Origin of the sequence: Sphingomonas sp. (genome assembly GCF_039594485.1) — a bacterium.
Lineage (GTDB): Bacteria > Pseudomonadota > Alphaproteobacteria > Sphingomonadales > Sphingomonadaceae > Sphingomonas.
Map to the genome: position 1 here is coordinate 20,682 of NZ_JBCNNI010000045.1, position 7,652 is coordinate 28,333.

Below are 7,652 nucleotides of genomic sequence, written 5' to 3' on the forward strand. Positions count from 1 at the left end.
CCCGGTCCTCATGGTCCAGCCGCTTATCATCGCCGTCCCCAAGGGACGCATTCTTGCCGAGGCGCTGCCGCTGCTCGCAGCCGCCGGCATCCGGCCCGAACCGGCCTTCACCGACAAGGACAGCCGCGCCTTGCGCTTCGCCACCGATGTCCCCGGCATCGAGCTGATCCGCGTCCGCGCCTTCGACGTCGCCACCTTCGTCGCCCATGGCGCGGCACAATTGGGGATCGTCGGGTCCGACGTGCTGTCCGAATTCGGCTATTCGGAACTCTACGCGCCGGTCGACCTGAAGATCGGCCATTGCCGCATCTCGGTCGCCGAGCCCGTCGCCATGGCCGAGGGCGACGATCCGCGCGGATGGAGCCATGTCCGCGTCGCGACCAAGTATCCGCACATCACCAGCCGCCATTTCGCGCGCCGTGGCGTGCAGGCGGAATGCGTCAAGCTGAACGGCGCGATGGAACTGGCCCCGACCCTGGGCCTGGCGCCGCGCATCGTCGACCTGGTGTCGTCGGGGCGCACGCTGAAGGAAAACGGGCTGGTCGAAGTGGAGGTGATCGAGGAGGTCACCTCGCGCCTCGTCGTCAACCGCGCCGCGATGAAGACCCGGGGGCAGGTGGTACCATTGGTCGAGGCATTCCGCCGCGCCGTCGCGGAGAAGGAAACGGCATGATCCGGCTCGACACACGCGATGCGGGGTTTGCTACCGCCTTTGACGAACTGGTCGATGCCCGGCGCGAGAGTGATGCCGATGTCGCGCGCGACGTGCAGGTGATCCTGCGCGCGGTCCGCGACGATGGCGAAGCCGCGGTGGCGGCCTTCACCAAGCAGTTCGACGGGCATGACCTGGCCGAGACCGGCTGGCGGATCGAACCGGCGGACTGCCGCGCGGCCTATGACGCGCTGGAGCCCGAACTCCGCGCCGCGCTCGACCTCGCCGCCGCGCGCATCCGCGCCTATCACGAAAAGCAGAAGCCGACCGACAGCGACTATATCGATGCGCAGGGCGTTCGCCTGGGCGCGCGGTGGAGCGCGGTGGATGCGGCGGGCATCTATGTCCCCGGCGGACGCGCGGCCTATCCTTCTTCCCTGCTGATGAACGCGATCCCGGCCAAGGTTGCCGGGGTCGAACGGCTGGTAATGGTGACGCCGACGCCCAGGGGCGAGATCAACCATCTGGTCCTGGCCGCCGCGCATCTGGCGGGGGTGGACGAGGTGTGGCGCATCGGCGGCGCGCAGGGAATTGGCGCATTGGCTTATGGCGCCGGCCGTATCCAGCGGGTCGATGTCGTCACCGGCCCGGGCAATGCCTGGGTCGCGGAGGCCAAGCGCCAGGTTTACGGCATGGTCGGCATCGACATGGTGGCGGGCCCGTCGGAGATCGTCGTGGTCGCCGACGGCCGGAACGACCCCGACTGGATCGCCGCCGACCTGCTGAGCCAGGCCGAGCATGACACGGTGACCCAGTCGATCCTGTTCACCGACGACGCCGACTTCGCGACCCGCGTGGCCGAGGCCGTCGACCGCCAGATCCCCGAACTGGCCACGTCGAACGTCGCGCGCACCGCCTGGGACGCGAACGGTGCGATCATCCTAGTCGAGTCGCTGGAGGCCGCGATGCCGCTGGTCGACCGCCTGGCCCCCGAGCATCTCGAACTGGCGGTGGACGATCCGCAAAGCCTGTTCGACCGGCTGCGCCATGCCGGTTCGGTCTTCCTGGGCCGTCATACGCCCGAGGCGATCGGCGATTATGTCGCCGGGCCGAACCATGTCCTTCCCACCGGCCGCCGCGCGCGCTTCGCCAGCGGGCTGTCGGTGCTCGACTTCATGAAGCGGACCAGCTTTCTGGGCCTGACCGAGACGGCGCTGGCCGAACTCGGCCCCGCGACGGTCGCGCTCGCCCATGCCGAGGGACTGCCCGCGCATGCCAAGTCGGTGGCGCTGCGGCTGCGGCTCAACCGGTGAAACCGCCCTCGCAGTTCCGCCAGAATCGCGCTGGTATTCTGCGAGCAGCCCTTGTCTCGTCGGCGGCGACAGGTCCATCGATGCTCGCCGCCCTGACGACGCTGATGTCCATCGGCATCATGGTGGGGGATCGGTGTCGTGCCTGCGCCGCGGCATTCGGCGTGATCGATTCGGATTTGCCCGTCGATTGGCCTGCATTGGTTATGATGATTTTCGTGTTCAGCCCCATTTCCATCCCGTTCTCGGTGGCGGTCGCCTTCATCCCCGCGCTGTTCGCCATGCTGGCGCTCATCGAAACGGCTCGCGTCTTTCCGATCGCCAACAGTCGCCTCGCCTGGATGGTGATAGGGGTCCTGATCGGCATCGGCCTTGCCCCGATACTGATCGTTTTCCTGCAAACGGGCGGAGCACCCTCCTGGGATCAGGGTTCGGTCGGCATGCTCCGCATCGCGGGTGGTCTGTCTGGTGCCGTCAGCGCTGCGATCGGGCACCGTTCCTTGCTCGCCCGCGCCAAAGGGCGTGACGGATCGGTGACAGGCGCGTAAAGGCCCGCCAATGACTCGTCCTACCGCCCGTACCCAGGCGCGCGCCGCCGCGCGCCTTGCCGCCGTTCAGGCGCTCTATCAGCATGACATGGAGCAGACCCCACTGGCGTCGCTGCTGCATGAATTCCACAATCACCGCATCGGCGCGACCATCGAAGACGTCGAATATGCCGATGCCGACACCGATTTCTTCGACGACATCGTCAAGGGCGTCCATGCCCGGCTGGGCGAGATCGACCGGATGATCGAGGGCAAGCTGGCCAAGGGCTGGACCCTGAACCGCCTCGACCGGCCGATGAAGGCGATCCTGCGCGCCGGGACCTATGAACTGCTCGCCCGTCACGACGTGCCGGTGGGCGCGGTGATCAGCGAATATGTCGATGTCGCGCACGCTTTCTACGAGAAGCGCGAATCGGGCTTCGTCAACGGCCTGCTCGACGCGATCGCCAAGGTCGCGCGGGCCTGAACCCGCGCACCGCCCGATGAACGAGGCGGACTTCATCGCCGCGCTCCGCCGCCTGCCGCTGCACCCCGGCGCACGGGGACTGGTGGATGACGGCGCGGTGATCGACGCGGGACCGCTGGTCGTCACCACCGACACGCTGGTCGAGGGCGTCCACTTCCTGCCGCATGACCCACCCGCCGACGTCGCGTGGAAGCTGGTCGCCACCAACCTGTCCGACCTGGCCGCCAAGGGCGCGCTGGTCGAGGGGGTGATGCTCAACTATCCGCTGGGGGATGCCGCCTGGGACCGGGCGTTCCTCGACGGGCTGGGCGCGGTGATGGCGCGCTTTCATGTACGGTTGATCGGTGGGGATACGGTGTCCCTGCGCGGCCCCCGCGTGCTGACGCTGACGGCATTCGGCCGCGATGCCCCTGCCCCCGCGCGCGACGGCGCACGCGACGGCGATTCGCTGTGGGTCACCGGCACGATCGGCGATGCGGGACTGGGGCTGGCGATCGCGCGGCGCGGCTATGGGCCGGTCATGCTGCGCGATGCGTATCGTCGCCCCCATCCGCGCCTGACCGAGGGGCGCGCGCTGGGGCCGATCGTCCACGCGATGATGGATGTGTCGGACGGGCTGTTGATCGACGCGATGCGCATGGCACGTGCCAGCGACCTGGCCGTCGCGGTCGACCTGGATGCGATTCCCCTGTCCGGCGACGCCCGCGCGCATGGCGGAGAGGATCGCGCCGCCCGTATCGCCGCCGCGACGGCGGGCGACGATTACGAACTGCTGTTCGCCCTCCCCTCCGATGCCGCGCCGCCGGTCGCCGCGACGCGGATCGGCCGCTTCGCCGCCGGTCGGGGCCTGACCCTGCACGATTCGAACGGCGCGGTTCCACTGCCTCCCCGACTGGGTTTCGAACACAGCTCCACCGTCTGAACCGCTTTTCAGACCCCGCGCCCCACGCTAACCTGAGGCAATCGGACACCGGGGCTCGTGTCCGGCCGAAGGGGGGATTTGCGTGAAGGCTGGCATGACGAGGATGCTGGGCGCGTCGGTGATGGCGCTCGGCCTGATGACATTGACGGCGATGACTCAGGACAAGACACCCGTGTCCTCCGCCGCCCCGCCGTCCTCTAGCGCCGCCGCCGGCCCATTGCCGGTCGAGGCCTTCGCCGCGCTCCCCGAGTTCGAGAGCCCCGCCCTGTCGCCCGACGGCACCCGGATCGCGGGCAAGCGGGCGCTGAACGGCAAGCAATATCTGATGGTCGCCCCGCTGATCAAAGGAGAGGGCAAGACCGCGCTCGCCGCGCTCAGCGACAAGGTCGACGTCAATTGGTGGCGCTGGGTCAACGACCAATGGCTGATCGTCGGGCTGGGCAGCCAGGATATCATCCAGGGCGACGAATATTACGTCACCCGCCTGATCGGCATCAGCGCCGACATGACCAAGATGGTCAAGATCGACTGGGACAATTCGGGCCTGCGCGCCGACGAGGTGCTGTGGACCGCGAAGGACGGCACGCCGCGTATCCTGTTCGCCAAGCAGACCGGCATCTATTCGATGCCGGACGTCTATCCCTCGGTTTACGAAGCCGACGTCTCGACCGGCCGGGTCAAGCGCATCGCCTCCAGCCAGACCAATGTGTGGGACTGGTATGCCGATGGGCAGGGGCAACTCCGCATGGGCGTCCGCTACAATGACGACACCCGCCAGAAGAGCCTGCTCTATCGCCAGTCCAATGACGAGCCGTTCCGCACCATCGCCCGCGCCGATGGCCGCAAGTCCGAATCGGTGCTGGTGCCCAGCATCTTCCGCGCCGACGGCACCGCGCTCGCGATCGATGACAGCGACGGCTATGACGCGCTGTACGAAGTGACGCTGCCCGACCTCAAACTGGGCCGCAAGCTCAGCACGCTGGACGGTTACGACATTGACGGCGTCATCCCCAACCCGACCGGCGACGATATTTCGGCGATCCGCTACACCGACCAATATTATCACGATGCCTGGACCGATCCGCACCTCAAGGAATTGCAGGAGATGGTCGACAAGGCGGTCGCCCCGCGCCGTGCCGAGATCGTCTCTTGGAACCGGGCGCGCACCCGCTTCCTGATCGAGGTGGGCGGCCCCACCACGCCCGGCGCCCTCTATTACTGGGACACCGATTTCGGGACGATGCAATGGCTGTCCTGGGACAATCCGCAGTTGAAGGGCCGGCGCCTGTCGCCGGTCCGCACCCTACGCTACCCCGCACGCGACGGCACCTCGATCGAGGCGGTGCTGACCATGCCGCGGGGCAAGGGGGACAAGAACCTGCCGCTGATCGTCATGCCGCATGGCGGCCCCTTCGCACGCGACGCGGAAAGCTGGGACTGGTGGAGCCAGTATCTGGCGGAGCTGGGCTATGTGGTGGTCCAGCCCAATTATCGCGGCTCTTCGGGCTACGGCACCGCCTTCGCCAAGAAGGGTGAGGGCGAATGGGGCCTGAAGATGCAGGACGATCTGAACGACGCCGTCACCTATCTCGCCAAGGAAGGGATCGCCGATCCCAAGCGGGTGTGCATGGTCGGGGCGTCCTATGGCGGCTATGCGGCGATGCGCGCGGCGCAGCGTGACGGCGGGCTCTATCGCTGCGCGGTGTCCTATGCGGGGGTGTCCGACCTTCAGGCGATGAAGCGGTACGACTCGCGCTTTCTGTTCAGCAAGACGCGCGAGGACTGGCTGCACAAGCAGGCTCCCGACTACCGCGCCGTCTCGCCCCGGTTCGGCGCGGCCAGCATGACGATGCCTCTGCTGATCGTGCACGGCAAGGCGGACAAGCGCGTGCCGGTCAACCAGTCGCGGATGATGGTCGCCGCGCTGAAGGCCGCGGGCAAGCCGGTCAACTATATCGAACAGCCGCTGGCCGACCACCATTTCACCCGCGCCGAGGACCGGCTGGAGTTCCTGAAGGCGATGGCCGCGTTCCTGGCCGAACATAACCCGGCGTGATCGATCCTCCCCGGCACGGGGAGGATTGGCGGTGTGAGGGGACAAGAGGGACTAGAGTGGCGGGATAAACCGGCATCTGGCGGGATGAAGTGGGATGAAACCACGGAAATCGGCCATTCCCATCGCTGATCGGCCCAACCGTCGGGCGGCGCGCTGTGTCTATAGTGACCGTCCGATTAGACACCGCCGGGACAGGACATGCAAGAGTCGGCGGGGCAATCGGCGGCGGCTTCTCAGAAGCCTCTCAACGGCGGAAAAGCTGCGTTTGAGAAGCCTCTGAGGCGATGAAGCCATTGGCAGCGGGGCGCAACCGTCCATAACAAACCGGGCCGATAAACTGGGACTGCACGGACGATGGTCGCAGTTTACGGGAAATGGCGGATTTTCAAGGGTCACGGCGGCGCGCGACCGTGCGGAAGGGGGATCGCCTCGCCGCGTTAGTGGGACGCTTTTCTAAGCGGTAATCGTCGCGATCCGTAAACAACCATCCGTCAGGTTCACGCGGGATGGCTTGGTCTGAAGCATTTGACGGACAGCCTCGACGCCCTTGCTCAGGTCGGGGGCGCTGCCGCAACGATCGCCCTGGCCCGCGACCAGACGCACGCGCCACACCTTGCCGTCTGGCAGCGTGAAAATGTTGATGGCCCCGGCAGGATAGATCAGCATCGTGGACATCCCGCCTGTGAGGTCGTCGCGGGTGCTGGTCTGGTGGGCAGGCTTCCCATTCCATGGCCGGTCGAAGCCAACGACCCCAACCATGAGATCATCGCCGGATATCGGAAAAGCGGCACGTGTGCCCTCGCTGGCTGCCATCTCATTGGCGGCAGGCGACTGGTTGTCGATGGTCGTCGGCGCGGTCGAGCACGCCGACAGGACCAGCGCAGCGGCAATGGGCAAGCGCCTCATAGCTTGCGCCCAATGAAGATTACGCGGCCCACGATCCTGATCTCCTCATGATGCGCTTCGTCTAGCGGCACGCGGTCATTGTCGCTGAGGATCGTGACACGTTCACCCCGGATGCGCAGGCGCTTAATCATCGCGATATCGCCGATGGTCATCGCCCATAAAGCGTCCTGTTCGCGGATCGTCCGTTGCGACCGATCGATGATGACCATGTCGCCGTCCTGAAGCGTCGGTGCCATCGAATCGCCCAGCCCGCGTGCAATCGTGAGCGACTTCGCTGGTGTCGCCGTGATCGATTCGACGAACGAGCGTGCCATGCGATGCAGCCGGACTTCCACAGGAACGTCAGCGTAGGTGCCGCCTAGCCCATAGGCCAAGTCGATCTCCTCCACCTCAACAACGTCATCATCCTCATCGACCTGCGCCAATTTGCCGCCTGTCGCTTCCTTCCCGGTCAAGAGCCAATCAACCGAGCAGCCGAGCGCCTTGGCGATCGTCACCGCATTGTCAGCCTTGGCGATACCGGATTGGACATAGCCGCTCAGCGTAGAATCCGAAATCCCGGTCTCTTCGGCTAACCAATTCAAATTTCTGGGACCAAGCAGGTCAGCAATCCGCCTTCCTACCACATTTTCGGTCGTAAGGGGTTTACTCCGGCGGCGGCTGGTAGTATCCGAGTTTTCGGACCGAATTTTAGGATTCACCGGATGCTCACCGAATTACACAGGGAGGATGTGAAGAGCGTCCTTCGGAAAAAACACGGATCGGTTGCCGCGTTCGAGCGCGCCAACAATC

Annotated in this window: 8 protein-coding genes; 6 read left to right on the forward strand and 2 right to left on the reverse strand. The window is 66.0% G+C overall.

Annotated elements, in window-relative coordinates; all coding sequences use genetic code 11:
• Nucleotides 1–10: 10 nt before the first annotated feature.
• From hisG to ABDV78_RS17205, 6 genes are all read left to right on the forward strand, one after another.
• Nucleotides 11–673 (forward strand): ATP phosphoribosyltransferase, encoded by a 663-nt coding sequence (hisG, locus tag ABDV78_RS17180; RefSeq protein WP_343528717.1) that lies wholly within the window; start codon nt 11–13, stop codon nt 671–673.
• On the forward strand, nt 670–1,965 hold the full coding sequence (hisD, locus tag ABDV78_RS17185; protein WP_343528719.1) for a histidinol dehydrogenase: 1,296 nt from the start codon (nt 670–672) through the stop codon (nt 1,963–1,965). Before hisG ends, hisD begins: the two co-directional genes overlap by 4 nt.
• Nucleotides 1,966–2,045: 80 nt before the next feature.
• Nucleotides 2,046–2,510, forward strand: coding sequence for a hypothetical protein (locus ABDV78_RS17190; RefSeq protein ID WP_343528721.1), 465 nt, complete (start codon nt 2,046–2,048; stop codon nt 2,508–2,510).
• 10 nt (nt 2,511–2,520) lie between these two features.
• Nucleotides 2,521–2,976 (forward strand): transcription antitermination factor NusB, encoded by a 456-nt coding sequence (nusB, locus tag ABDV78_RS17195; protein ID WP_343528722.1) that lies wholly within the window; start codon nt 2,521–2,523, stop codon nt 2,974–2,976.
• A 16-nt stretch (nt 2,977–2,992) separates the two neighbouring features.
• Entirely contained in the window at nt 2,993–3,898 is a 906-nt protein-coding gene (thiL, locus tag ABDV78_RS17200; protein WP_343528723.1) for a thiamine-phosphate kinase, read from the forward strand.
• A 94-nt stretch (nt 3,899–3,992) separates the two neighbouring features.
• A complete protein-coding gene (locus ABDV78_RS17205) occupies nt 3,993–5,954 on the forward strand; it encodes a S9 family peptidase (RefSeq protein WP_343528724.1) in 1,962 nt (653 codons plus the stop codon).
• A 453-nt stretch (nt 5,955–6,407) separates the two neighbouring features.
• Here the strand turns inward: ABDV78_RS17205 and ABDV78_RS17210 are convergent, their stop codons facing one another.
• Both ABDV78_RS17210 and ABDV78_RS17215 read right to left on the reverse strand, forming a co-directional pair.
• Nucleotides 6,408–6,860 carry a hypothetical protein gene (locus ABDV78_RS17210; RefSeq protein WP_343528725.1) on the reverse strand — a complete coding sequence of 151 codons (453 nt, stop codon included), beginning with the start codon at nt 6,858–6,860 and terminating at the stop codon, nt 6,408–6,410.
• Nucleotides 6,857–7,561: a S24 family peptidase gene (locus tag ABDV78_RS17215; RefSeq protein WP_343528727.1), complete on the reverse strand. Its 705-nt coding sequence runs from the start codon at nt 7,559–7,561 to the stop codon at nt 6,857–6,859. Before ABDV78_RS17215 ends, ABDV78_RS17210 begins: the two co-directional genes overlap by 4 nt.
• Nucleotides 7,562–7,652: the final 91 nt, after the last annotated feature.

What these genes read in the sequence shown, in the direction of transcription:
- hisG (WP_343528717.1), top strand. Translation starts at nt 11, where the DNA reads ATGGTCCAGCCGCTTATCATCGCCGTCCCCAAGGGACGCATTCTTGCC.
- hisD (WP_343528719.1), top strand. Translation starts at nt 670, where the DNA reads ATGATCCGGCTCGACACACGCGATGCGGGGTTTGCTACCGCCTTTGAC.
- ABDV78_RS17190 (WP_343528721.1), top strand. Translation starts at nt 2,046, where the DNA reads ATGCTCGCCGCCCTGACGACGCTGATGTCCATCGGCATCATGGTGGGG.
- nusB (WP_343528722.1), top strand. Translation starts at nt 2,521, where the DNA reads ATGACTCGTCCTACCGCCCGTACCCAGGCGCGCGCCGCCGCGCGCCTT.
- thiL (WP_343528723.1), top strand. Translation starts at nt 2,993, where the DNA reads ATGAACGAGGCGGACTTCATCGCCGCGCTCCGCCGCCTGCCGCTGCAC.
- ABDV78_RS17205 (WP_343528724.1), top strand. Translation starts at nt 3,993, where the DNA reads ATGACGAGGATGCTGGGCGCGTCGGTGATGGCGCTCGGCCTGATGACA.
- ABDV78_RS17210 (WP_343528725.1), bottom strand. Translation starts at nt 6,860, where the DNA reads ATGAGGCGCTTGCCCATTGCCGCTGCGCTGGTCCTGTCGGCGTGCTCG.